Raw genomic sequence first — 22,267 nt, forward strand, 5'->3', positions numbered from 1 at the left:
GTGCCTGGGGTCCCTCTGCGCTCATGAGGAAGGGGACGCCCGGCGCGCGGTCGGCGCGCCGGGGGTCCCCCTCCTTCGTACGGGCTTGTCGTCAGTCGCGGGCCGCGGTCAGCTGCTCCGCGTGCTCCTGGAGGGAGCGCACGCCCACGTCGCCGCGGCCGAGCGCCTCGATGCCCTGGACGGCGGCGGCGAGCGCCTGGACCGTGGTCAGGCAGGGGACGCTGCGCGCCACGGCCGCCGTGCGGATCTCGTAGCCGTCGAGCCGGCCGCCGGTGCCGTACGGGGTGTTGACGATCAGGTCGACCTGGCCGTCGTGGATGAGCTGGACGATGGTCTTCTCGCCGTCCGGGCCCTCGCCCTCGCTGAGCTTGCGCACGATGGTGGCGTTGATGCCGTTGCGGCGCAGCACCTCGGCGGTGCCGGAGGTCGCCATCAGCTCGAAGCCGTGGTTGACGAGCTCGCGCGCCGGGAAGATCATCGAGCGCTTGTCGCGGTTGGCGACGGAGATGAACGCGCGGCCCTTGGTCGGCAGCGGGCCGTAGGCCCCGGCCTGGGACTTGGCGTAGGCGGTGCCGAAGACGGAGTCGATGCCCATGACCTCGCCGGTGGAGCGCATCTCCGGGCCGAGGACGGTGTCGACGCCGCGGCCCTGGATGTCGCGGAAGCGCGACCACGGCATGACGGCCTCCTTGACGGAGATCGGCGCGTCGAGCGGCAGGGTGCCGCCGTCGCCGTTCTTCGGGAGCATGCCCTCCTCGCGCAGCTCGGCGATGGTGGCGCCGAGCGAGATGCGGGCGGCGGCCTTCGCGAGCGGGACGGCGGTCGCCTTCGAGGTGAAGGGGACGGTCCGGGAGGCGCGCGGGTTGGCTTCCAGGACGTAGAGGATGTCCCCCGCCATGGCGAACTGGATGTTGATCAGGCCGCGGACGCCGACGCCCTTGGCGATGGCCTCGGTGGAGGCGCGCAGCCGCTTGATGTCGTAGCCGCCGAGGGTGATCGGGGGCAGGGCGCAGGCCGAGTCGCCGGAGTGGATGCCGGCTTCCTCGATGTGCTCCATGACGCCGCCGAGGTAGAGCTCGTGGCCGTCGTAGAGGGCGTCCACGTCGATCTCGATCGCGTCGTCGAGGAAGCGGTCGACCAGCACGGGGCGGGTCGGCGAGATCTCCGTCGACTCGGCGATGTACGACTCCAGGCGGGTCTCGTCGTAGACGATCTCCATGCCCCGGCCGCCGAGCACGTAGGACGGGCGGACGAGGACCGGGTAGCCGATCTCGTCGGCGATGGCCTTCGCGCCCGCGAAGGTGGTGGCGGTGCCGTGCTTGGGGGCGGGCAGTCCGGCGTCGGCGAGGACCTGGCCGAAGGCGCCGCGGTCCTCGGCGGCGTGGATGGCCTCCGGCGGGGTGCCGACGACCGGGACGCCGTTGTCCTTGAGGGCCTGGGCGAGGCCGAGGGGGGTCTGGCCGCCGAGCTGGACGACGACGCCGGCGATGGGGCCGGCCAGCGACTCGGCGTGGACGATCTCCAGCACGTCTTCGAGCGTCAGCGGCTCGAAGTACAGGCGGTCGGAGGTGTCGTAGTCCGTGGAGACGGTCTCGGGGTTGCAGTTGACCATCACGGTCTCGTAGCCGGCGTCGCTGAGGGCGAAGGAGGCGTGGACGCAGGAGTAGTCGAACTCGATGCCCTGGCCGATGCGGTTCGGGCCGGAGCCCAGGATGATCACCGCGGGCTTGGTGCGCGGGGCGACCTCGGACTCCTCGTCGTAGGACGAGTAGAAGTACGGGGTCTTCGCGGCGAACTCGGCGGCGCAGGTGTCGACCGTCTTGTACACCGGGCGGACGCCGAGCGCGTGGCGGACCTCGCGGACGACGTCCTCGCGCAGGCCGCGGATCTCGGCGATCTGGGCGTCCGAGAAGCCGTGCCGCTTGGCCTCGGCGAGCAGCTCGGGGTGGAGCTTCTCGGCGGCGGCCAGCTCGTCGGCGATCTCCTTGATCAGGAAGAGCTGGTCGACGAACCAGGGGTCGATCTTCGTGGACTCGAAGACCTCTTCCTGGGTGGCGCCGGCCCGGATGGCCTGCATGACGGTGTTGATGCGGCCGTCGGTGGGGCGCACCGCGAGGGCGAGGAGCTCTTCCTTCTCGCCGACGGGGCCGACGAAGGTGAACTGGCTGCCCTTCTTCTCCAGGGAGCGCAGGGCCTTCTGGAGGGCCTCGGTGAAGTTGCGGCCGATGGCCATGGCCTCGCCCACCGACTTCATGGTGGTGGTGAGGGTGGAGTCGGCGAGCGGGAACTTCTCGAAGGCGAAGCGCGGGGCCTTGACGACGACGTAGTCGAGGGACGGCTCGAAGGAGGCCGGCGTCTTCTCGGTGATGTCGTTGGGGACCTCGTCGAGCGTGTAGCCGATGGCCAGCTTGGCGGCGATCTTGGCGATCGGGAAGCCGGTGGCCTTCGAGGCGAGCGCCGAGGAGCGCGAGACGCGCGGGTTCATCTCGATGACGATGACGCGGCCGTCGGCCGGGTCGATCGCGAACTGGATGTTGCAGCCGCCGGTGTCGACGCCGACCTCGCGGATGATCGCGATGCCGATGTCGCGCAGCCGCTGGTACTCGCGGTCGGTCAGCGTCATCGCCGGGGCGACGGTGATCGAGTCGCCGGTGTGCACGCCCATCGGGTCGAAGTTCTCGATGGAGCAGACGACGACCACGTTGTCCTTGGTGTCGCGCATCAGCTCCAGCTCGTACTCCTTCCAGCCGAGGATGGACTCCTCCAGGAGCACCTCGGTGGTCGGGGAGAGCGTCAGGCCCTGGCCGGCGATGCGGCGCAGCTCTTCCTCGTCGTGGGCGAAGCCGGAGCCGGCGCCGCCCATGGTGAAGGAGGGGCGCACGACGACGGGGTAGCCGCCGAGGGTGTCGACGCCCTGGATGACGTCGTCCATGGTGTGGCAGATCACCGAGCGGGCGGACTCGCCGTAGCCGATCTTGGCCTTGACGGCCTCGACGACGCCCTTGAAGAGGTCGCGGTCCTCGCCCTTGTTGATGGCCTCGACGTTGGCGCCGATGAGCTCGACGCCGTACTTCTCCAGGACGCCCTGCTCGTGCATGGAGATCGCGGTGTTGAGCGCGGTCTGGCCGCCGAGGGTGGGCAGGAGCGCGTCGGGACGCTCCTTGGCGATGATCTTCTCGACGAACTCGGGGGTGATCGGCTCGACGTACGTGGCGTCGGCGATCTCCGGGTCGGTCATGATCGTCGCGGGGTTGGAGTTCACCAGGATGACCCGCAGGCCCTCGGCCTTGAGGACGCGGCAGGCCTGGGTGCCGGAGTAGTCGAACTCGGCGGCCTGCCCGATGACGATCGGGCCGGAGCCGATGACCAGGACGGACTGGATATCGGTGCGCTTAGGCACGCTCGGCCTCCATCTGGGCGGTGCTCATCAAAGACGTGAAGCGGTCGAAGAGGTAGGCGGCGTCGTGCGGGCCGGCTGCCGCTTCGGGGTGGTACTGGACGGAGAAGGCCGGCTGGTCGAGCAGCCGCAGGCCCTCGACGACCTGGTCGTTCAGGCAGACGTGGGAGACCTCGGCGCGGCCGAAGGGGGTCTCGGACACCCGGTCGAGGGGCGCGTCGACGGCGAAGCCGTGGTTGTGCGCGGTGACCTCGACCTTGCCGGTGGTGCGGTCCTGCACCGGCTGGTTGATGCCGCGGTGGCCGTACTTCAGCTTGTACGTGCCGAAGCCGAGCGCGCGGCCGAGGATCTGGTTGCCGAAGCAGATGCCGAAGAGCGGGGTCTTGCGCTCCAGCACGCCCCGCATGACGGCGACGGGGCCGTCGGCGGTGGCCGGGTCGCCCGGGCCGTTGGAGAAGAACACGCCGTCCGGATTGACCGCGTACACGTCCTCGACGGTGGCGGTGGCGGGCAGCACGTGCACCTCGATGCCGCGCTCGGCCATCCGGTGCGGGGTCATGCCCTTGATGCCGAGGTCGACGGCGGCGACGGTGAACTTCTTCTCGCCGATCGCGGGGACGACGTACGCCTCCTTGGTGGCGACCTCGGCGGAGAGGTCCGCGCCCTTCATCTGCGGGGCGTCCTGGACCTTCGCCAGCAGCACGGCGTCGTCCATGACGGCCTCGCCGGAGAAGATGCCGACGCGCATGGCGCCGCGCTCGCGCAGGTGGCGGGTGAGGGCGCGGGTGTCGACGCCGCAGATCCCGACGACGCCCTGGGCGACGAGCTCGTCGTCCAGCGTGCGCCGCGAGCGCCAGTTGGAGGGGACGCGGGCGGGATCGCGGACCACGTAGCCGGACACCCAGATGCGGGAGGACTCGGGGTCCTCGTCGTTGACCCCGGTGTTGCCCACGTGCGGGGCGGTCATCACGACCACCTGCCGGTGGTACGACGGGTCGGTGAGGGTCTCCTGGTAGCCGGTCATGCCCGTGGAGAACACGGCCTCGCCGAAGGTCTCCCCCACAGCGCCGTAGGCACGGCCGCGGAAGATCCGGCCGTCCTCCAGGACGAGTACGGCGGGAGCTTTGGCTGCTCCCCTGGTGGAGGTCGTCATCGTTCGGCGCCTTCCGTCGTGATGGATTGGTTCATGGAGTTGATCGCCTCGACCCAGGCGGCGTGTTCGGCCGCGCGGTCGGAGCGGAATCCGGAGTCGATCAGCTTGTCGCCGTGCGCCCAGGTGACGACGAGCAGACCGCCCTCGGTGAGTACCTTGCCCGCGATCCCCTTGTCGAGGCGGGCGCCGCGCAGCCGCGCGGCCGGTACGAAGAAGTCGGTGGCACCCGGACGGACCACGTCGAGGCCCGCGTCGGTGAGCGTGAGCTCGACCCGGCTGCGCACCCCCAGGCCGTGGGCGACGATCCGGTCGAGCCACTGCCCGGCGGTGGTGGACCCGTGGTAGCGGCCGGTCAGGGCCAGCCGGTGCGCGGGCAGGCCGCTCGGGGCGGCGGGCAGCTCCGGCAGATCGCTCTGCAGGGCGCCGCGCCATTTCCAGCCCTGCCGCATCAGCCAGTACACGAACGCGATGAAGACGAGCAGACCGACCACCCACGCGATGCGGGCGCCCCAGTCCGTCACCTCCGCCGACTGTCGTTCGGCGGCCTCGGCGGCCAGTTGGATCACTGCAGGTGTCACGCCAGTTTCCCGTCCACGACCGTTGCCCGGCCCCGCAGGAAGGTGTGAGTGACGCGCCCCGGCAGCTCACGGCCCTCGTAAGGCGTGTTGCGGCTGCGGGAGGCGAAGTGCGCGGGGTCCACGACACCACGGTACGAGGTGTCGACCAGGGTGAGGTTGGCGGGTTCACCTGCCGAGACGGGTCGTCCGTGGTGCGGAAGGCCGCCGATGCGCGCCGGGGCGTACGACATCCGCTCGGCAACGCCCGCCCAGTCGAGCAGGCCGGTCTCCACCATCGTCTGCTGGACGACGGACAGGGCGGTCTCCAGGCCCACCATGCCCATGGCGGCGGCGGCCCACTCGCAGTCCTTGTCCTCGTGCGGGTGCGGGGCGTGGTCGGTGGCGACGATGTCGATCGTGCCGTCGGCGAGCGCCTCGCGCAGGGCCATCACGTCGCGCTCGGTGCGCAGCGGCGGGTTGACCTTGTAGACCGGGTCGTACGAGCGGACGAGCTCGTCGGTGAGGAGCAGGTGGTGCGGGGTGACCTCGGCGGTGACGTCGATGCCGCGGGACTTGGCCCAGCGGACGATCTCGACGGAGCCGGCGGTGGAGAGGTGGCAGATGTGCACCCGGGAGCCGACGTGCTCGGCGAGGAGGACGTCGCGCGCGATGATCGACTCCTCGGCGACGGCGGGCCAGCCGCCGAGGCCCAGCTCGGCGGAGACGACGCCCTCGTTCATCTGGGCGCCCTCGGTGAGGCGGGGCTCCTGGGCGTGCTGGGCGACGACGCCGCCGAAGGCCTTCACGTACTCCAGGGCGCGGCGCATGATCACGGCGTCGTCCACGCACTTGCCGTCGTCGGAGAAGACGGTGACGCGGGCGGCGGACTCGTGCATGGCGCCCAGCTCGGAGAGCTTCTTGCCCTCCAGGCCGACGGTGACGGCGCCGATGGGCTGCACGTCGCAGTAGCCGGACTCCTTGCCCAGGCGCCAGACCTGCTCGACGACGCCGGCGGTGTCGGCGACCGGGAAGGTGTTGGCCATGGCGAAGACGGCGGTGTAGCCGCCGGAGGCGGCGGCGCGGGTGCCGGTGAGGACGGTCTCGGAGTCCTCGCGGCCCGGCTCGCGCAGGTGGGTGTGCAGGTCGACCAGGCCCGGCAGGAGCGTCCGGCCCTCGGCCTCGATGACGCTCGCGCCCTCGGCGGACAGGCCGGTCCCGACCGCTTCGATGCTCTCGCCGTCGATCAGGACGTCCTGCGCCTCGCCGCCGAGCACCTTCGCGCCACGAATAAGGATCTTGCTCATGGTTACTTGTTCTCCTCGGTACGCGGGGCGGCGGTGGTGGTGACGGCGGGCTCGGAGCCGCCGAGCAGCAGGTAGAGGACGGCCATCCGGATCGAGACGCCGTTGGCGACCTGCTCGACGACCGTGCAGCGGTCGGAGTCGGCGACCTCGGCGGTGATCTCCATGCCGCGGACCATCGGGCCGGGGTGCATCACGATGGCGTGCCCGGGCATCCGCGCCATCCGGGCGGCGTCCAGGCCGTAGCGGCGCGAGTACTCGCGCTCGGTGGGGAAGAAGGCGGCGTTCATCCGCTCGCGCTGCACCCGCAGCATCATGACCGCGTCGGACTTCGGCAGCACCTCGTCGAGGCTGTACGAGACCTCGCACGGCCAGGTCTCGACGCCGACGGGCACCAGGGTGGGCGGGGCCACCAGGGTGACCTCGGCGCCCAGGGTGTGCAGCAGGTCCACGTTGGAGCGGGCCACGCGGCTGTGCAGGACGTCGCCGACGAGGGTGATCCGGCGGCCGTCGAGGTCCTTGCCGAGCCCGGCGTCCCGGCCGACGAGGCGGCGGCGCATGGTGAAGGCGTCCAGCAGGGCCTGGGTGGGGTGCTGGTGGGTGCCGTCGCCCGCGTTGATGACGGGGGCGTCGATCCAGCCGGAGGTGGCGAGCCGGTAGGGGGCCCCGGAGGCGCTGTGCCGGATGACCACGGCGTCGACGCCCATGGCCTCCAGGGTCTGCGCGGTGTCCTTGAGGGACTCGCCCTTGGAGACGCTGGAGCCCTTGGCCGCGAAGTTGATCACGTCGGCGGACAGGCGCTTCTCGGCGGCCTCGAAGGAGATCCGGGTGCGGGTGGAGTCCTCGAAGAAGAGGTTGCAGATCGTACGGCCGCGCAGGGTGGGCAGCTTCTTGATCGGCCGGTCCGCGACGCGGGCCATCTCCTCGGCGGTGTCGAGGATGAGGACGGCGTCGTCGCGGGTGAGGTCGGCGGCCGAGATGAGGTGGCGCTTCATCTGGGTGCTCCGTAAGTCGGGAGGGCAGGCAGGCGGGCTGACTGGAATACGGGCAGGGCAGGCTGCGGCGCGGACCCCCGGTCGGGGGGTCCGGCGTCCGTACGGGCTACTGCCCGGAGGCCTGGTCGGTCCGCTGGCCGAGCAGAACGGCGTCCCGGCCGTCCTCCTCCTGGAGCTGGACCTTGACGGTCTCCCGCAGCGACGTGGGGAGGTTCTTGCCGACGTAGTCGGCGCGGATCGGCAGTTCGCGGTGGCCGCGGTCGACGAGGACGGCGAGCTGCACGGCGCGCGGCCGGCCGATGTCGCCGAGGGCGTCGAGGGCGGCCCGGATGGTGCGTCCGGAGAAGAGCACGTCGTCGACGAGGACCACCAGGCGGCCGTCGATTCCGTCGCCGGGGATCTCGGTGCGGCCGATCGCCCGGGCGGGCTTCAGACGCAGGTCGTCGCGGTACATGGTGATGTCGAGGGAGCCCACCGGGATCTTGGCACCGGTGATCTCTTCGAGCTTGGCGGCCAGCCGGCCGGCGAGGAACACGCCGCGGGTGGGAACGCCGAGGAGCACCACGTCGTCGGCGCCCTTGGCGCGCTCGACGATCTCGTGGGCGATGCGGGTCAGGACCCGGGCGATGTCCTGCGCCTCCAGTACGGGGCGCGCCGCCTCGGATCCGGCTTCCGAAGAAGCCGGGGAAGTCTGGCTGTCCATGAAAAGGACCTCCTTCTCCGCCTCACGGGACGGACCTTAAAGGACGTCTGATGTACGCCGTCCACCGTACCAGGAACGGGCGCCCGGCTTCGCACGGGCGCCGCGGCGGCCCTCGCGGGCGGGCGTCGAACGGCATTCGGCTTGACGCATCCACGTAACGCTGCGTAACCTCACAGTGAGTTACCAGCCGCGCGACGGAGCCGCATGTCAACCATGTCGCCTGTCGTCCATGTCGTCACAGCGTCACAGCGTCCGGGAGCGTTATGTCCAGCGAATACGCCAAACAGCTCGGGGCCAAGCTCCGCGCCATCCGCACCCAGCAGGGCCTCTCCCTTCACGGTGTCGAGGAGAAGTCCCAGGGCCGTTGGAAGGCCGTGGTGGTCGGGTCCTACGAGCGCGGGGACCGCGCCGTGACCGTCCAGCGCCTTGCCGAGCTGGCGGACTTCTACGGTGTTCCGGTGCAGGAACTGCTGCCGGGCACGACGCCCGGCGGAGCGGCCGAGCCGCCGCCGAAGCTGCGCCTGGACCTGGAGCGGCTGGCGGGCGTGCCCGCCGAGAAGGCCGGCCCGCTCCAGCGCTACGCGGCGACCATCCAGAGCCAGCGCGGCGACTACAACGGCAAGGTGCTGTCGATCCGCCAGGACGACCTGCGCACCCTGGCCGTCATCTACGACCAGTCCCCCTCCGTCCTGACCGAGCAGCTCATCAGCTGGGGCGTCCTGGACGCGGACGCGCGCCGCGCGGTGGCCCACGAGGACATCTAGTCCCCGGCCGGCCCAGCAGAAACGTTACCGGCGGGTGCCGGGGCCCCTTCAGGGCCCCGGCACCCGCCGGTTTCGCATGTCCGCGCGCCGCGGGGACCGCGACAACGGAAGGGCCCGCGACGCTCGCGTCGCGGGCCCTTCCGTACGGCGCGGTGTCCCGCGTCAGGCCTCGCTGCGGCGCAGCTTCGGCTTGAGGTCCTTGAAGCGGCCCAGCAGCCCGTTCACGAACGAGGGCGACTCGTCCGTGGAGAACTCCTTGGCCAGCTGGACGGCCTCGTCGATCGCCACGGCGTCCGGGGTCTCGTCGACCCAGATCAGCTCGTAGGCGCCCAGCCGCAGGATGTTGCGGTCGACGACCGGCATGCGGTCGAGGTCCCAGTCCACGGCGTAGGTGACGATCAGCTCGTCGATCCGGTTCACCTTGTCGGCGTAACCCTCGACGAGGTCCATCGTGAAGGCGCTGACCGGCGGCTGCCGGTCGTCCGACCTCGCGTGGCGGATCCAGTCCGCGAGGACCTCGCGCACGGGGACCCCGCGCTGGTCGGCCTCGAACAGGATCTGGAAGGCGCGCTTGCGCGCATTGCTCCGAGCAGCCACGGGTTAGTTGCTCTTCCGGCCGAGGTAGTCGCTGGTGCGGGTGTCGACCTTGACGACCTCGCCCGTGGTGACGAACAGCGGGACCTGGATCTCGTAACCGGTCTCCAGCGTGGCGGGCTTGGTGCCGCCGGTGGAGCGGTCGCCCTGGACGCCCGGGTCGGTGTGCTGGATGGTCAGCTCGACGGCGGCCGGGAGCTCGACGTAGAGCACCTCGCCCTCGTGCTGGGCCACGGAGGCGGTGAAGCCCTCGATGAGGAAGTTGGCGGCGTCGCCGACGGCCTTGCGGTCGACCATGAGCTGGTCGTAGGTGCTCATGTCCATGAAGACGAAGTACTCGCCGTCCATGTACGAGAACTGCATGTCACGGCGGTCGATGGTGGCCGTCTCGACCTTCACACCGGCGTTGAAGGTCTTGTCGACGACCTTGCCCGAGAGCACGTTCTTGAGCTTGGTACGCACGAAGGCCGGGCCCTTGCCGGGCTTGACGTGCTGGAACTCGACGACGGACCAGAGCTGGCCCCCGTCGAGCTTCAGCACCATGCCGTTCTTGAGGTCGTTCGTGGAAGCCACGGTTGCGGAATCTCCTGCACTGGAAGACCACGGATGCGCGCACAGCCCGGCCACGCGGGCTAGAGCGCGAGCAGCTCCTTGGTCGTAATGGTGAGTAGCTCGGGACCGCCGTCCGCCTCGGGGCGCACGACGAGCGTGTCATCGATCCGGACACCTCCCCGGCCCGGGAGGTGAACCCCCGGTTCGACGGTGACCGGCACGCAAGCGTCCAGTTTACCCATTGCCGTAGGTGCAAGCTGCGGGTCCTCGTCGATTTCGAGGCCCACCCCGTGTCCCATCCATCCCGCGAGGGCTTCCCCGTGGCCCGCGGAGTCCAGCACGGACCGTGCCGCGCGGTCCACGTCGCGGTAGGCGGCGCCCGGCAGGAGCGCCTCCCGGCCGGCCCGCTGGGCGGCGAAGACGAGCTCGTACAGCTCGATCTGCCAGTCGGCCGGGGTGGTCCCGATCACGAAGGTGCGGCCGATTTCGCAGCGGTAGCCGCGGTAGTTCGCACCGAGGCAGACGGAGAGGAAATCGCCCTCCTCCACCCGCCGGTCCGAGGGCCGGTGCCGGCCCCGGCCCGAATGCGGGCCGGTGCCGACGGAGGTCGGGAAGGCCGGGCCGTCGGCGCCGTGGTCGACGAGGCGGCGTTCCAGCTCCAGGGCCAGGTGGCGTTCGGTGCGGCCGACCAGGATCGACTCCAGCAGCTCGCCGAGGGCCTGGTCGGCGATCTCGGCGGCGATCCGCAGGCAGGCGATCTCCTCCTCGTCCTTGACCAGGCGCAGCTGCTCGACGGCGGAGCCGAGGTCGGCCAGCCGCAGCCGGGGCGCCACCGAGTGCAGGGCCCGGTGCCGGCCGACGGTGAGGTGGTGTTCCTCCACGGCCAGGGACTCGGCCCGTCCGGCGGCGGCCAGGTCGGCCGCGGCCACGGCCGGGTCGGCACCGGGGCTGGACAGCACGGAGAGGCGCAGCCGCTCGTCGAGCCGTCCCTCGTCCGCCTCGCAGGAGGGCGCGGCGGCGCAGAACAGCACGTCCTCGGCGGGTCCGACCAGCAGGACGGCGCCCAGCGGGGACGCCCCGGCGAGGTAGCGGACGTTCGCCGGACGCGTGATCAGTGCGGCGGAGCTGCCCGCGGCCGTACAGCGGTCGCGGAGCAGTCCCCTGCGGGTCGCGTACACGTCTGACATGTCTTCGAGCGTACGAGCGCACCGCGCATCCGGCCTGGCGAGCGCATCCGGACGGGACGCGGACCCCGGCGGGACGGGACCGGGGGCGGGCGGCTACCAGCCTCCGGGGGCCGCCGCCGCCCGCGCGAGGGCCTCGTCCAGGGCCCGCGCGGTGCCTTCCACGTCGAGGTGTGAATTGTCGATGATGGGCAGTCCGGAGCCGTACCAGCCGGCCATCCGGCCGTGGATGCGGGCGACCTCCTCGTCGGAGAGGCGGCGGTTGCCGGAGCGGGCGGCGTTGCGGTCGAGGACGATCTCCAGGCCGGGCAGCAGCACCACCGGCAGCAGCCCCGGCCCCACGTGCCGCTTCCAGCCGCCCAGGCCCACCACCGGGCGGTCGGGGAAGACGGCGTCGTCGAGGATGCAGGAGATCCCGTTGGCCAGGAAGTTGCGGGCGGCGAAGCCGCAGGTGCGCCGGGCCAGGCGGTACTGGGCCTCGGAGTGCTCGTTCCAGCCGGACTGCGGATCCGCGAAGCCGGAGCACACCCATTCGCGGACGTCGTCCAGGCTGATGTGGGCGGTCGGCACCGGACGGGTGTTCGCCCAGTGCCGGGCCACGGTGGTCTTGCCGGCCCCCGCCGGGCCGATGAGCAGGACCGCGAGCGTGGCGCCGCCGGTGCCCGGCGCGGGGGGAACGGGCGGCGCGGCCACGGCGGGGGGCAGCGGGATGTGCCCCGTGGCCTCGGGCACCGGGGTCACCGGCCAGCCCTGGGCCGGGGGTATCGGCGGCGGCGGGGGCGCCGCCGGGTGCTGACCCGTCGGCGGACTCCAGCCCCCCACTCCGTGCTGCATCCGCGCCACTCCGTCTCGTTCAGGCGACTGATGCGAGAACGTTATCTCAGGCCGTGACCTCTTCCGCCAGCGCGCGCAGCGCCAGCCGGTAGGAGCCCAGCCCGAAGCCCGCCACGGTACCGGTGGCCACGGCCGCGATGACGGACGTGTGCCGGAACTCCTCGCGGGCGTACGGGTTGGAGATGTGCACCTCGATCAGCGGCGCGGTGCGCTGCGCCGCCGCGTCCCGCATGGCGTACGAGTAGTGCGTGAAGGCGCCCGGGTTGATCACGACGGGGAGCTTCCCGTCGGCGGCCTCGTGCAGCCAGCGCACCAGCTCGCCCTCGTCGTTGGTCTCGCGGACCTCCACGTCGAAGCCGAGCTCCGCCCCCAGGGCGCGGCAGCTCTCCACCAGCCCGGCGTACGAGGTGGCCCCGTAGACGTCGGGCTCGCGGGAGCCGAGCCGGCCCAGGTTCGGGCCGTTGAGGACGAGGACCCTGCGGGCCGCGCCGTCGCTCACGCGGACACCTCGCCGTACGCGGCGATCAGGTGCGCCGGGTCCGGGCCCTCCAGGACGGTGGGCTTGCCCAGGCCGTCCAGGACGATGAAGCGCAGCAGGTTGCCGCGGGACTTCTTGTCGAGCTGCATGGTCTGGAGCAGCTTGGGCCACTGGTCGCCGCGGTAGGTCAGCGGCAGCCCGACGGCCCCGAGGATCTCGCGGTGCCGGTCGGCCGTGGCGTCGTCGAGGCGGCCCGCGAGCCGGCCCAGTTCGGCGGCGAAGACCATGCCGACGGACACGGCCGCGCCGTGGCGCCACTTGTAGCGCTCGTTCTTCTCGATGGCGTGCGCGAGGGTGTGGCCGTAGTTGAGGACCTCGCGCAGTCCGGCCTCCTTGAGGTCGCTGGAGACCACGTCGGCCTTGACCTGGATGGAGCGCACGATCAGCTCGGCCGTGTGCGGGCCCTCGGGCGTGCGCGCCGCCCCCGGGTCTTCCTCGATCAGCTCCAGGATCCTCGGGTCGGAGATGAACCCGGCCTTGATGACCTCGGCGAGACCGCTGACGTAGTCGTGGACCGGCAGCGAGTCCAGCGCGGCGAGGTCGCACAGCACGCCCGCCGGCGGGTGGAAGGCGCCGACGAGGTTCTTGCCCTCGGCGGTGTTGATGCCGGTCTTGCCGCCGACGGCCGCGTCGACCATCGCGAGGACGGTGGTCGGCACCGCGATCCAGCGCACCCCGCGCAGCCAGGAGGCCGCCACGAAGCCCGCGAGGTCGGTGGTGGCGCCGCCGCCGACGCCGACGATCACGTCGGTCCGGGTGAAGCCGGACTGGCCCAGCGCCTTCCAGCAGTACGCCGCCACCTCGATGGTCTTGGCCTCTTCGGCGTTGGGCACCTGGATGGCGACGGCCTCGTAGCCCTGCGCCGCGAGGTCGTCGCGCAGCGCCTCGCCGGTCGAGGCGAGCGCCTCGGGGTGGATCACGGCCACGCGCTGGGCGCGGGTGCCGATCAGGCTGCCCAGCTCGCCCAGCAGCTGCCGGCCGACCAGCACGTCGTACGCCTCGTGTCCCGCGCTCGCGCCGACCTTGATGCGCGTCACCTGGTCTGTCATACGTCCTTCAACTCCAGAGCGTCGAGGACCGCCTGGGCGACCTCTTCGGGGGTGCGGTCGTCGGTGGCCACCACGACGCGCGCTACTTCGGTGTACAGGGGGCGCCGGGCGTCCATCAGCTCGCGCCACTGGCGGCGCGGGTTGACGGCGAGCAGCGGGCGGGCCGCGCCGAGGCCGACGCGGCGCACGGCCTCCTCGACGTCCATCGACAGGTAGGCCACGGGCAGCCCGCCGAGGAGGGCGCGGGTGCCCTCGTCGAGGACGGCGCCGCCGCCGAGGGCGAGGACTCCGGTGTGCTCGGCGACGGCGGCCGCGACGGCCCGCCGCTCCAGCTCGCGGAAGTACGGCTCGCCCTCGTCGACGAACAGGTCGGAGATCTCCCGGCCCGTGGCGGCGACGATGTCGGCGTCGGTGTCCCGGTAGGCGACGCCGAGCCGTTCGGCGATCAGCGCGCCCACCGTGGACTTGCCGGACCCCATGGGGCCGACGAGGACGACCAGTGGTCCGGCGGTCACCGGATCTGCAGGTTGTCGAGGTAGGAACGGACGTTGCGGCGGGTCTCGGGGACCGAGTCGCCGCCGAACTTCTCGACCACGGCGTCGGCCAGCACGAGCGCGACCATGGCCTCGGCGACGATGCCCGCGGCGGGCACCGCGCAGACGTCGGAGCGCTGGTGGTGGGCCACCGTCGCCTCGCCGGTCGCCACGTCGACGGTCGCCAGCGCCCGCGGCACGGTCGCGATGGGCTTCATGGCGGCCCGTACGCGCAGCAGCTCACCGGTGGTCAGACCGCCCTCGGTGCCGCCGGAGCGGCCGGAGGTGCGCTTGAGGCCCTCGGGAGTGGAGACGATCTCGTCGTGCGCCTGGGAGCCGGGTACGCGGGCCAGCTCGAAGCCGTCGCCGACCTCGACGCCCTTGATGGCCTGGATGCCCATGAGGGCGGCGGCGAGGCGGGCGTCGAGGCGCCGGTCCCAGTGGACGTGGGAGCCGAGGCCGACGGGCACCCCGTAGGCGAGGACCTCCACGACGCCGCCGAGGGTGTCACCGTCCTTGTGGGCCTGGTCGATCTCGGCGACCATCGCCTTCGACGCGTCGGCGTCGAGGCAGCGGACCGGGTCGGCGTCGAGCTTCTCGACGTCGGCGGGGGTCGGCAGGACTCCGTAGGGGGCCTTCGCCGCGGCGAGTTCGACCACGTGGGAGACGATCTCGATGCCCGCGACCTCCTTGATGAAGGAGCGGGCGACGGCGCCGAGGGCCACACGGGCGGCGGTCTCACGGGCGCTGGCGCGCTCCAGGATCGGCCGGGCCTCGTCGAAGCCGTACTTCTGCATGCCCGCGAGGTCGGCGTGGCCGGGGCGCGGACGGGTGAGCGGGGCGTTGCGGCCGGTCTCCTTGAGCAGCGAGGGGTCGACCGGGTCGGCCGACATGACGGTCTCCCACTTCGGCCACTCGGTGTTGCCGATCATGACCGCGATCGGGGAGCCCTGGGACAGTCCGTGCCGGACGCCGCCGAGGAAGGTGATCTCGTCCTGCTCGAACTTCATCCGGGCACCGCGGCCATAGCCGAGCCGGCGCCGGGCCAGGTGGTCCGCCACCAGCTCGGTGGTGACCGGGACGCCGGCGGGAAGGCCCTCCAGCGTCGCGACCAGGGCCGGTCCGTGCGACTCTCCTGCGGTCAGCCAACGCAACCTGCTCAACGATGCTCCTCATGCTCGCGCCTGGCACTGCGACGGCGCGATCGGGTGCGCGGCCCTGACCCGCCTCACCCGATCCTCCCACGTCCGGGCGGGTGCACCGGCCCCGGTCCAGCAGTCGGACGACGGCCGCGGAGCCACTGTGGCGCGTACGGCTATCCGTTCCCTACGCGCGGGCCGGGCGCGGCCCCGCTCAGTGGCGGGCGCGCAGGGCCGCTTCGCCGGCGGCCCGCATGGCCGCGAGCGGGCCGCGGGGGGTCCCGGTCATCTGCTCGACCTGGAGGACGGCCTGGTGGACCAGCAGGTCCAGGCCGCCCAGCAGGGTCCCGCCGCGGCCGGTCCAGGCGGCGGCCAGCGGGGTCGGCCAGGGGTCGTAGAGGACGTCGAAGAGGGTGCCCGGGGCCTCGGGTACGGCCGCGGCGAGGGCGTCGGTGGCCCCGGCCGGGGTGGTGGCGACGACCAGGGGCGCCGTCAGCGCCTCGGCCGCCCGTGACCAGTCGGCCGTGCGGACGGGCACGCCGAGCCGCTCGCCCCACTCGCGCATCTCGGCGGCGCGGGCGGCGGAGCGTACGTACGCGGTGACCTCGCCGGTGCAGATCCGGCCGAGGGCGGCCAGCGCCGAGGAGGCGGTGGCCCCGGCGCCGAGGACCGCGGCGGCAGGGACCTTCTCGACGCCGCGCTCGTGCAGCGCGGCGAGGATCCCGGGGATGTCGGTGTTGTCGCCGAGGCGGCGGCCGTCCCGGGTCAGGACGACCGTGTTGACCGCCTCCACGGAGGCGGCGGTGTCGCTGACCGCGTCGAGCAGCGGGATGACCGCCCGCTTGAGCGGCATGGTCAGGGACAGCCCGGCCCACTCGGGGCCGAGCCCCGCCACGAACCCGGGGAGCGCGGCCTCGTCGATCTCGAACCGGTCGTAGGACCAGTCGTCGAGGCCGAGCTCCCGGTGGGCGGCGCGGTGCAGCACCGGTGAGAGGGAGTGCTCGATGGGCGAACCCAGCACCGCGGCCCGTATCCCTGACATGACTGCTACCCGCCGTTCTTGTGCTGCTTCTGCCGGTCCTGGAACTCGGCGACGAGCTTGAGGTGCTCGTCGTACGTCTTGGTGAAGGTCGTCGTCTGGCCGTCGACCGACACGAAGAACATCCATCCGCCGTGGTCCGGGTTGAGCGTAGCGGTCAGCGCCTCCAGGCCGGGGTTGCCGATGGGGCCCGGGGGCAGTCCCTTGACGTAGTGCGTGTTGTACGGGTTGTCGAAGGCCTGGGCTTCCTTCAGGTTGAAGTTGATCTCGCTCTGGTTCTTGACGTAGTTGTACGTCGAGTCGAACTGGAGCTTCTGGTTCGTGACGTCGTTGCTCTTCTTGAGGCGGTTGTAGACCACCTCCGCCATCTTGCGGAAGTCGTCGTGGTTCTTGCCCTCGGCGTTGACGAGGCTGGCGACCGTGACCACCTGGAGGGGGTTCTCCAGGCCCAGTTCCCTGGCCTTGGCCTCCACGCCCAGCTCGCTGTACTTGGCGTTCGCGTTCTTGACCATCTGCTTGAGCAGCGACTCGGGGGTGCTGTCCTTGCCGAGGTCGTAGCGCGTCGGGTAGAGGAAGCCTTCGAGCGGGTCGATCAGCTTGGGGTCGTTGCCCGCCCAGGCCGGCAGGCCCAGGTTCCTGGCCTCGCGCTGCGCGATGTCCTTGGTGGTGCCGGCCGGCTTGCCGAGCTTCTTGTCGATCGCGTCGTACACCTTGGTGTTGCGCATGCCCTCGGTGACGGTGATGACGTTCAGCTTGGTGGGGTCGATCATCACGGCCACGGCCGCGGCGCCCGACATCTTCTTCTTCAGCGTGTACACGCCGGGCTGGATCGACTTGCCCTTGGGGTTGGCGTTGGCGGCGTCCACGAAGGCCTGGGCGCTCGCGACGATCCCGGCGTCCTTGAGGATGCGGCCCATCTGGCCGAGGCCCGCGCCCCTGGGGATCTCGATGTCGACCGACTCCTCCGAGCCGGAACCCGCGAAGTCCTCCGTCGCGCCGAAGCGCTCCTTGAGGTACGAGTAGCCGTAGTAGCCGCCACCGCCGACGACGGCGACGATGACCAGGGCAGCGACCAGGCAGGCCGCGCCGCTGCGCTTGGGTTTGCCGCCCTTGCCGCCCTTGCCGCGACCCGCGCGCCGGCCGCCGCGGCCGGGGGGCTCGTCGTCGGCGTCGCCGAGGAGGGACTCCTCCGGCTCCTCCGCCGGCGGCTCATCGGCCGGGTCCGGGTCGAGGTGGCGCCGGCCGGGGGGCCGGGGCGGGGGGAAGGCCTCGGGGGTGGCGTAGAGGTCGGGGGCCTCGCCCGGGTAGCCCGTGGTGACGGACTGGGCGTAGGGGTCGGCGTCGGCGTACGGGTCCACGGGCGCGTGCCCGGCCTCGTACGGGGCCTGGACCTGGGCGTGTGCCGGGGCATGGGCCTGCGCCTGGGCCTGGGCCTGGGCCTGGGCCTGGGCCTGGTACGGGACCTGCTGCCCCTGCCCGGTGTCCCAGCCCTGGCCGTCGTAGACCTGCTGGGGCTGGGACTGCTGGTGCTGCGGGTGCGGCTGCTGCTCCTGCGGCACGTACTGCTGCTGCTCGTACTGCTGCTGTTCCGGGTACTGCTGCGGGTACTGCTGGAACTGCGGCTCCTGGAACTGCGGGTCCTGGTACTGCGACTCCTGGTACTGCGACTCCTGCTGATGCTGCTGCTGGGTCGCCTGTCCGGTCCACCCCTGGTCCCCGTAGAGCGGGTCCTCCGGGTGCCAGGGTTCGGGGGCGCGGCCCCGGCCATACTCAGTCATCGGTCCCCTAGAGCCGCGAGACGAAGGCAGCGGCTTCGTTGCCGCGGCACCCGGTTCCGCCTCTGAAGTGGTGGGCGACGGCTGTTCGAATGCCGCCACATCGCGCGGAACGTTACCGTATCGCGATCAGACAACCACTTCGACGCACTCACCGGGCGGATTACCTGATACCCGTTCGGTCTCAAGAGCGTTCTGAAGGATCACCACGGCGGCCGCCTGGTCGATGACCGCGCGGCCCTTCTTGGCGTTCCTGCCGGACGCCCGCAGCCCCTGGGCCGCGGTGACCGTGGTCATCCGCTCGTCCACCAGGCGCACCGTCACCGGCTTGATGCCCTTGGCGAGTTCGTTGGCGAAGACGCGCACCTTGGCCGCGGCCGGCCCCTCCCGCCCGCTGAGCGAGCGGGGGAGGCCGACGACGACTTCGAGGGGCTCGTACTCCGCGACGAGCTGCCGCAGCCGCCGGTGGGCGAACGGGATGTCCCGGCCCGGGACGGTTTCCACCGGTGTGGCGAGCACCCCGTCGGGGTCGCAGGAGGCGACCCCGATCCGGGCGTCCCCGACGTCGATGGCCAGCCTTCGGCCGCGGCGCAGCGTCATCGTCAGGCCGTCTCGACGACGAGGCGTTCGACGGCGCTGATGGCCTCGGGGATGGCGGCCGGGTTCTGGCCGCCGCCCTGGGCCACGTCCGGCTTGCCGCCACCGCCGCCGCCGAGGGTCTTGGCGGCCGTACGGACCAGGTCGCCGGCCTTGAGGCCGCGCTCGCGGGCCGCCTCGTTGGTGGCGATGACGGTCAGCGGGCGGTCGTTCGCCGTGGTGAAGAGCGCCACGACGGCCGGGCGGTCGCCCGGGATGCGGCCGCGGACGTCGAGGACCAGCCTGCGCAGGTCGTCGGCGCCGGTGCCGTCCGGCACCTGGCCCACGACGAGGGCGACGCCGCGGATGTCCTGCGCGTTCTCGGCGAGACCGGCGGCGGCCTGGAGGACCTTCTCCGCGCGGAACTTCTCGATCTCCTTCTCGGCGTCCTTCAGCTTGCCGAGCATGGAGGCGATCTTCTCCGGCAGCTCTTCCGGACGGCCCTTGACCAGCTCCTGGAGCTGGGCGACGACCGTGTGCTCCTTGGCCAGGAAGTTGTACGCGTCCACGCCCACCAGGGCCTCGACGCGGCGCACGCCGGAGCCGATGGAGGACTCGCCGAGCAGCTTCACCAGGCCCAGCTGGGCGGTGTTGCCGACGTGGGTGCCGCCGCACAGCTCCTTGGAGAAGTCGCCGATGGTCACGACGCGCACGCGCTCGCCGTACTTCTCGCCGAACTCGGCGATGGCGCCCTGCTTCTTCGCCTCGTCGATGCTCATGACCTCGGCGGTGACGTCGAGCTCGCGGGAGAGCACGTCGTTGATCTTCTGCTCGACGTCGGTGAGGACCGTGCCGGGGACGGCGTTCGGGGAGCCGAAGTCGAAGCGGAAACGCCCGGGGGAGTTCTCCGAGCCGGCCTGGGCGGCCGTCGGGCCGAGGGCGTCGCGCAGGGCCTGGTGGGTCAGGTGCGTGGCCGAGTGGGCGCGGGCGATGGCCCGGCGGCGGTGCACGTCGATGGCGGCGTACGCGGAGGCGCCCACCGTCACCTCGCCGACCTGGACGGAGCCCTTGTGGACGAAGACGCCCGGGACGGGCTGCTGCACGTCGCGGACGACGATGACGGCGCCGGAGTCGAGCTTGATCCGGCCCTGGTCGGCGAGCTGGCCGCCGCCCTCGGCGTAGAAGGGGGTGCGGTCCAGGACGACCTCGACGTCGTCGCCCTCGGAGGCCGCGGGCGCGGAGACGCCGTTGACCAGCAGGCCGACGAGGGTGGACTCGCCCTGGGTGGTGGCGTAACCGGTGAACTCGGTGGCGCCGGAGCCGTCGGCGATCTCCCGGTAGGCGGACATGTCCGCGTGGCCGGTCTTCTTGGCCTTGGCGTCGGCCTTGGCCCGGTCGCGCTGCTCCTGCATCAGGCGGCGGAAGCCGGGCTCGTCCACGGAGAGGCCCTGCTCGGCGGCCATCTCCAGGGTGAGGTCGATCGGGAAGCCCCAGGTGTCGTGGAGCAGGAACGCCTTGTCGCCGGAGAGGACCGTGCCGCCGCCGGCCTTGGTCTCGGTGACGGCGGTGTCGAGGATGTTCGTGCCGCCCTTGACGGCCTTGAGGAAGGCGGCCTCTTCGGCGAGCGCGACGGTCTCGATCCGCTTGCGATCGGTGACCAGCTCCGGGTACTGCTGCCCCATCGTGTCGATCACGACGTCGACCAGCTCCCGGACGACCGGGCCGGTGGCACCCATGAGGCGCATGTTGCGGATGGCGCGGCGCATGATGCGGCGCAGCACATAGCCGCGGCCCTCGTTGCCGGGGGTGACGCCGTCGCCGATGAGCATGACGGAGGTGCGGATGTGGTCGGCGACCACGCGCATCGACACGTCGGTGCCGTGCGCGGCGCCGTAGCGCACGCCGGTCAGCTCGGTGGCCTTGTCCATGACCACGCGCAGGGTGTCGGTCTCGTACATGTTCTGCACGCCCTGCAGGATCATCGCGAGGCGTTCGAGGCCGAGACCGGTGTCGATGTTCTTGGACGGGAGGTCACCGAGGATCGGGAAGTCCTCCTTCCCGTCGCCGGCGCCACGCTCGTACTGCATGAAGACCAGGTTCCAGATCTCCACGTAGCGCTCGTCGTTGACGGCCGGGCCGCCCTCGACACCGAACTCGGGGCCGCGGTCGTAGTTGATCTCCGAGCAGGGACCGCAGGGGCCGGGGACGCCCATGGACCAGAAGTTGTCCTTCTTGCCCAGGCGCTGGATGCGCTCGGCGGGGACGCCGATCTTCTCGCGCCAGATCGTCTCGGCCTCGTCGTCGTCGAGGTAGACGGTGATCCAGAGCTTCTCGGGCTCCAGGCCGTAGCCGCCGTCCGCCACGGAGCTGGTGAGCAGCTCCCAGGCGTACTGGATGGCGCCTTCCTTGAAGTAGTCCCCGAAGGAGAAGTTGCCGCACATCTGGAAGAACGTGCCGTGGCGGGTGGTCTTGCCGACCTCTTCGATGTCCGGGGTACGGACGCACTTCTGCACGCTGGTGGCCCGCGGGGCCGGGGGCTTGGTCTCGCCGAGGAAGTACGGCTTGAAGGGGACCATGCCCGCGTTGACCAGCAGCAGAGTCGGGTCGTCCGCGATGAGCGACGCCGAAGGGACGACGGTGTGCCCGCGCTCCTCGAAGAAGCTCAGCCAGCGGCGGCGGATTTCAGCCGACTCCATCAGTGGTCCTCATTCCGGTCGTACGAAAACTTCACAGGGGTGTTCTTGTCGTTCTGGATGGCCCGCGTCCGCCGCGGCCCGGGAAGGGCGGTGACGTTGTCGGGCCGGTCGGGGTCCTGGTGGAGCCCCAGTGCATCGTTCAGCTCGTCCTCGCGCTGCGTCATTCCCGCCTTGACGTCGAGGGCGAAGTCCTTGAGGCGGTGACCCGCCTCCACCGCCTTGTCGGCGGCCTGGGCGGCGAGGCTCTCCGGCGTCAGCTTCTTCAGCTGCCGGTTGACCTTGGTGGTGGCCCACACGCCGGCGGCGGCGCCTGCGGTGAACCAGAAGGCTCGGCGGAACATCGGCGGTCTCAGCCCTTCTGCTTCCGGCGCCGCGCGGCCGGCACCGTACGGCCGACGATCACGCTGCGCCGGGATGTCTTCTGCGGCACGTCCCCCGCCTTGCCCAGGGCCTTGCGGACCCCGTAGCCGAAGGCCGCGACCTTGACCAGCGGGCCGCCGAAGGTGGAGGCCACGGTGGAGGACAGGGCGGAGGCGTTGGAGGTGACCTCCTGGACGTCGCTCGCGATGGCGTCGACCCGGTCGAGCTGGGTGCGCGCGGAGCGGACGGTGTTCGAGGCGTCCGCGAGGAGCGGGACGGCCTGCTCGGTCACGTCGGCGACGAGCTTCGTCGTCGCTTTGAGCACCTGGGCGAGCCTCACCAGCACCACGGCGAGGAAGGAGACCAGGATGGCCCAGAAGACGGCCACGAGGATCCCGGCCACCTCTCCACCGGACACGTTGCACCGCTCCCTGAATTCGCGAAACCTACGGAGAAAAGTCGTCCTCCGACCCTATCGCGCCGGGGATCCGCCGCAGTACCGGAATCCGGGCCCCGTCGCACCCGCCT

The 22,267-nt window shown here is 71.6% G+C and carries 21 protein-coding genes; 1 reads left to right on the forward strand and 20 read right to left on the reverse strand.

Annotated features, from left to right (window positions below):
* Nucleotides 1-91: 91 nt before the first annotated feature.
* The 6 genes from carB to pyrR form a co-directional block, all read right to left on the reverse strand.
* Complete coding sequence (carB, locus tag ACZ6ZT_RS15955) at nt 92-3,400, reverse strand: carbamoyl-phosphate synthase large subunit (protein WP_469719760.1); 3,309 nt, start codon at nt 3,398-3,400, stop codon at nt 92-94.
* A complete protein-coding gene (gene carA, locus ACZ6ZT_RS15960) occupies nt 3,393-4,550 on the reverse strand; it encodes a glutamine-hydrolyzing carbamoyl-phosphate synthase small subunit (RefSeq protein WP_469719761.1) in 1,158 nt (385 codons plus the stop codon). The genes carB and carA overlap by 8 nt, the downstream gene beginning before the upstream one ends.
* Nucleotides 4,547-5,128 carry a PH-like domain-containing protein gene (locus tag ACZ6ZT_RS15965; protein ID WP_469719762.1) on the reverse strand — a complete coding sequence of 194 codons (582 nt, stop codon included), beginning with the start codon at nt 5,126-5,128 and terminating at the stop codon, nt 4,547-4,549. The genes carA and ACZ6ZT_RS15965 overlap by 4 nt, the downstream gene beginning before the upstream one ends.
* Nucleotides 5,125-6,411, reverse strand: a complete 1,287-nt coding sequence (locus tag ACZ6ZT_RS15970) for a dihydroorotase (RefSeq protein WP_469719763.1) — start codon at nt 6,409-6,411, stop codon at nt 5,125-5,127. The genes ACZ6ZT_RS15965 and ACZ6ZT_RS15970 overlap by 4 nt, the downstream gene beginning before the upstream one ends.
* A gap of 2 nt (nt 6,412-6,413) precedes the next feature.
* Entirely contained in the window at nt 6,414-7,403 is a 990-nt protein-coding gene (locus ACZ6ZT_RS15975; RefSeq protein ID WP_469719764.1) for an aspartate carbamoyltransferase catalytic subunit, read from the reverse strand.
* A gap of 106 nt (nt 7,404-7,509) precedes the next feature.
* The gene (gene pyrR, locus ACZ6ZT_RS15980; protein ID WP_469719765.1) at nt 7,510-8,106 is read right to left on the reverse strand and encodes a bifunctional pyr operon transcriptional regulator/uracil phosphoribosyltransferase PyrR; all 597 of its coding nucleotides are present in this window, start codon (nt 8,104-8,106) and stop codon (nt 7,510-7,512) included.
* A gap of 263 nt (nt 8,107-8,369) precedes the next feature.
* On the opposite strand from pyrR, the gene bldD reads away from it, so the two are divergent.
* Nucleotides 8,370-8,870: a transcriptional regulator BldD gene (gene bldD, locus ACZ6ZT_RS15985; protein ID WP_007263032.1), complete on the forward strand. Its 501-nt coding sequence runs from the start codon at nt 8,370-8,372 to the stop codon at nt 8,868-8,870.
* A gap of 162 nt (nt 8,871-9,032) precedes the next feature.
* On the opposite strand, the gene nusB is transcribed toward bldD, so the two are convergent.
* The 14 genes from nusB to ACZ6ZT_RS16055 form a co-directional block, all read right to left on the reverse strand.
* Entirely contained in the window at nt 9,033-9,467 is a 435-nt protein-coding gene (gene nusB, locus ACZ6ZT_RS15990) for a transcription antitermination factor NusB (protein ID WP_469719766.1), read from the reverse strand.
* Nucleotides 9,468-9,470: 3 nt separating this feature from the next.
* Entirely contained in the window at nt 9,471-10,037 is a 567-nt protein-coding gene (gene efp / locus ACZ6ZT_RS15995) for an elongation factor P (protein WP_469719767.1), read from the reverse strand.
* 59 nt (nt 10,038-10,096) lie between these two features.
* Complete coding sequence (locus ACZ6ZT_RS16000; protein ID WP_469719768.1) at nt 10,097-11,203, reverse strand: aminopeptidase P family protein; 1,107 nt, start codon at nt 11,201-11,203, stop codon at nt 10,097-10,099.
* A gap of 93 nt (nt 11,204-11,296) precedes the next feature.
* Entirely contained in the window at nt 11,297-12,034 is a 738-nt protein-coding gene (locus ACZ6ZT_RS16005; protein WP_469719769.1) for an AAA family ATPase, read from the reverse strand.
* Nucleotides 12,035-12,080: 46 nt separating this feature from the next.
* Nucleotides 12,081-12,533 (reverse strand): type II 3-dehydroquinate dehydratase, encoded by a 453-nt coding sequence (aroQ, locus tag ACZ6ZT_RS16010; protein ID WP_469719770.1) that lies wholly within the window; start codon nt 12,531-12,533, stop codon nt 12,081-12,083.
* Nucleotides 12,530-13,621 (reverse strand): 3-dehydroquinate synthase, encoded by a 1,092-nt coding sequence (aroB, locus tag ACZ6ZT_RS16015; RefSeq protein ID WP_469719771.1) that lies wholly within the window; start codon nt 13,619-13,621, stop codon nt 12,530-12,532. Before aroB ends, aroQ begins: the two co-directional genes overlap by 4 nt.
* On the reverse strand, nt 13,618-14,136 hold the full coding sequence (locus tag ACZ6ZT_RS16020; protein WP_469719772.1) for a shikimate kinase: 519 nt from the start codon (nt 14,134-14,136) through the stop codon (nt 13,618-13,620). Before ACZ6ZT_RS16020 ends, aroB begins: the two co-directional genes overlap by 4 nt.
* Nucleotides 14,133-15,317: a chorismate synthase gene (gene aroC, locus ACZ6ZT_RS16025; protein WP_469719773.1), complete on the reverse strand. Its 1,185-nt coding sequence runs from the start codon at nt 15,315-15,317 to the stop codon at nt 14,133-14,135. The genes ACZ6ZT_RS16020 and aroC overlap by 4 nt, the downstream gene beginning before the upstream one ends.
* 190 nt (nt 15,318-15,507) lie before the next feature.
* A complete protein-coding gene (locus ACZ6ZT_RS16030) occupies nt 15,508-16,335 on the reverse strand; it encodes a shikimate dehydrogenase (protein WP_469719774.1) in 828 nt (275 codons plus the stop codon).
* 5 nt (nt 16,336-16,340) lie between these two features.
* The gene (gene mltG, locus ACZ6ZT_RS16035) at nt 16,341-18,110 is read right to left on the reverse strand and encodes an endolytic transglycosylase MltG (RefSeq protein WP_469719775.1); all 1,770 of its coding nucleotides are present in this window, start codon (nt 18,108-18,110) and stop codon (nt 16,341-16,343) included.
* Nucleotides 18,111-18,236: 126 nt separating this feature from the next.
* On the reverse strand, nt 18,237-18,707 hold the full coding sequence (gene ruvX, locus ACZ6ZT_RS16040) for a Holliday junction resolvase RuvX (protein ID WP_469719776.1): 471 nt from the start codon (nt 18,705-18,707) through the stop codon (nt 18,237-18,239).
* Between the two features lie 2 nt (nt 18,708-18,709).
* A complete protein-coding gene (gene alaS / locus ACZ6ZT_RS16045; protein ID WP_469719777.1) occupies nt 18,710-21,379 on the reverse strand; it encodes an alanine--tRNA ligase in 2,670 nt (889 codons plus the stop codon).
* Nucleotides 21,379-21,720, reverse strand: coding sequence for a DUF6167 family protein (locus ACZ6ZT_RS16050; protein WP_469719778.1), 342 nt, complete (start codon nt 21,718-21,720; stop codon nt 21,379-21,381). The genes alaS and ACZ6ZT_RS16050 overlap by 1 nt, the downstream gene beginning before the upstream one ends.
* Nucleotides 21,721-21,728: 8 nt before the next feature.
* Entirely contained in the window at nt 21,729-22,157 is a 429-nt protein-coding gene (locus tag ACZ6ZT_RS16055; RefSeq protein WP_469719779.1) for a DUF948 domain-containing protein, read from the reverse strand.
* Nucleotides 22,158-22,267 lie beyond the last annotated feature (110 nt).

Source organism: Streptomyces sp. NPDC102258, from assembly GCF_055584685.1.